Source organism: Spongiactinospora gelatinilytica, from assembly GCF_003236385.1.
In the GTDB taxonomy this organism is placed as follows: Bacteria; Actinomycetota; Actinomycetes; order Streptosporangiales; family Streptosporangiaceae; genus Spongiactinospora; species Spongiactinospora gelatinilytica.
The window spans coordinates 1-2,175 of record NZ_POUA01000645.1; the positions used below are offsets into that span (position 1 = coordinate 1).

The 2,175-nt window shown below is 66.5% G+C and carries 4 protein-coding genes; 1 reads left to right on the forward strand and 3 read right to left on the reverse strand.

Features of this window, described 5'->3' with window-relative positions; all coding sequences use genetic code 11:
• From C1I98_RS38145 to C1I98_RS38155, 3 genes are all read right to left on the reverse strand, one after another.
• The coding region (locus C1I98_RS38145; protein ID WP_199537538.1) for a dienelactone hydrolase family protein at nt 1-403 on the reverse strand (403 nt) is incomplete at its 3' end.
• 105 nt (nt 404-508) lie between these two features.
• Nucleotides 509-718 (reverse strand): DUF397 domain-containing protein, encoded by a 210-nt coding sequence (locus C1I98_RS38150; RefSeq protein ID WP_111172093.1) that lies wholly within the window; start codon nt 716-718, stop codon nt 509-511.
• A 14-nt stretch (nt 719-732) separates the two neighbouring features.
• Entirely contained in the window at nt 733-1,308 is a 576-nt protein-coding gene (locus C1I98_RS38155) for a DUF5753 domain-containing protein (protein ID WP_233508548.1), read from the reverse strand.
• Between C1I98_RS38155 and C1I98_RS38160 the strand changes: the two genes are divergently transcribed.
• Nucleotides 1,207-1,485 carry a hypothetical protein gene (locus C1I98_RS38160; protein WP_146607904.1) on the forward strand — a complete coding sequence of 93 codons (279 nt, stop codon included), beginning with the start codon at nt 1,207-1,209 and terminating at the stop codon, nt 1,483-1,485. The genes C1I98_RS38155 and C1I98_RS38160 overlap by 102 nt on opposite strands.
• The last annotated feature ends 690 nt before the right edge of the window (nt 1,486-2,175 follow it).

Here is a 2,175-nt window from a genome sequence, read left to right on the forward strand (position 1 = left end):
GGGTGGGGTGGGCCACGGCGGTGTGCATCGCCAGGAGGCCGCCGAAGCAGTAGCCGGTCACCGCGACCGGGCCGGTGCTGCCCTCGGGCTGGGTGGTGAGGAAGCTGAGGTAGGCGTCGGCGTCGCGCAGGATGTGTTCGGTGGTGTGCGCCTCGATCAAGGGCATCAGGCGGGCGATGATCTCCTGCCGGACGTCTTCTCCGAACTCCGAGTCGGCAGTCACGGCGGCGGCCAGCTCGGCGCGGGGCACGGACAACCGGGGGCCCGGCCGGTCGAGCGGGGCGTACTTGCCAGTGGGAGGCGTGACAGCGGCAGCGGATGCGGACCCGCCGCCGGTGGTGAGCAGCGCCAGGACAAGACCTGCGCAAAGCATCAGAGCCTGTGCGACTCGCGAGCTTTTCACGGGCGTCAGGTTGAAACCTGACGCCAACGTCAGAGGCAAATGTGACGGCGGCGAAGTGGCGCCGATCATCGGCGGCGCGTATGGAACTGCGGCCGGCGAGGAAATCTAGCGGGGTTCAGGGCCTCCCGAACGCAGATTTCCCAGGAAGGTCTGCCATTCGGCGGTGGTAAAGATCAGGGTGCCACCGTCGGGGTTCTTGCTGTCCCGGATCGCCACGCGTCCGTTCAGAAAGGCGACGGCGACACAGTTGCCATCTGCGCCGCTGTAGGAGCTGACCCGCCAGTGCGCGCGGCTCAGGTCGGTTTCGCTCGGCATCGCCGCAGCTCCTCTCACTTCAGGTCGGCCAGTACACTCGCGATGAGGTCGCGAGTGGCCACGGGGGTCGCGGCCTGTTCACGTAGGTGATCGAACTGCCGCCTATAACGGTACACATCCCCCTTGGACTCTAGGAACAGGTCGGTCGTACTGGCTTCGAGATAGACGATTTCGTGATCCTCATCGGCGAACTGGAGGATGACGAACGAGCCGTGCATCCCCGGATGGGCACCCGCGGAGTACGGAATCACCTGGACCGTTACGTCCGGACGCTCGCTGTCGTCGAGCAGGCGTCGCAACTGCTGACGCATGATGGTCGGCCCGCCTACCTCGCGACGGAGCACGGCCTCGTCGAGAATCGCCCAGAGGCTTTGAGGTGGCTCCCGGCGAGCCTGCCGCTCCATTCGGGCGATCACCCGGCTCTCGACCTCGTCTGAACTCTTGTCCGGTGCGCTACCGGTGATCGCGGCACGCGCATAGTCTTCGGTTTGGAGAAGCCCGGGGGGCGAGAGCGTGTGGTCCGGTTGCTGGACCTGGCATGGGAACTGGAAGCGCGCGACATGCCCGTCTCCATCGACCTGCCGCCGCAGGACACGCCCATCCTGCGCGTCGTCGGTGCGCGCGGCTTCATCAGGGTCGAGAGCTGGCACGACGCGGCGGGCCGGTGGTACTTCAGCTGGGGAAGAGTCCAAGGCGCGACCGTCCACGGCACCACGGCGACGGAGACGGCGCGTGCCGCCGAGCGCATCTGCGAGGTGGCCCGGTGACACTCGGAGCGGGCGGCCGTGGGCAGCGCGGACGGCGGCGTGGTCGAGCTGCTCATCCTGTTCGGGCTGCAAGGGGCACGCGCGCATGTGCACGCGGGTCCGCGCCGGTCCTGACCTGGCCGGTTCTGGCGGATTGATATCCGCAATAAAGAAGAATGCCGCCGTGTGCCGCCAGGGCTGTGGCCGGACCGTTTTGGAGGCGGTCCCGGCCGGCCCTGGGAGGCGTTCAGCGGATGTGCCTTGCCGGTGGACTGAATTCACGGCGGCGGCGCTGTCACATTATCGGATCAGGCGTATGTCGTTTGGGTGCGTTGGAACAGAGTAGATCGTTGTCGCGCGGTGCCAGGGCTGCGGCCGGGACCGTTTTGGAGACGGTCGGTCACCTTCGAGGGCGCCCGGCTGACGCGCTATTCCGTTGAAACGTGGTGCCGATGAACTCTGTAAGAAAAATGTATTTCATGGTCGGCGTCCGCGTCACGTTCTGCTCTTTAGTTCGTCCGCGGCCCGTTCTTTTCCGTACCACTTCCATCGTCAGAGACGCCGGGGGCAGTTGACCTCAAGTGAACTTGAGGTAGCAGGCTGGCCGGGTGACCAGATTTCCAGGCGGAAGGGTGATCGAGATGCGGGCGGTTCAGGCGCGGGAGTTCGGGGGGCCGGAGGTGCTGGTGCCGGTGGGGGTGCCGGAGCCGG

Coding starts and splice junctions, on each gene's coding strand:
- C1I98_RS38150 (WP_111172093.1), bottom strand. CDS start 718: ATGCCGAGCGAAACCGACCTGAGCCGCGCGCACTGGCGGGTCAGCTCC.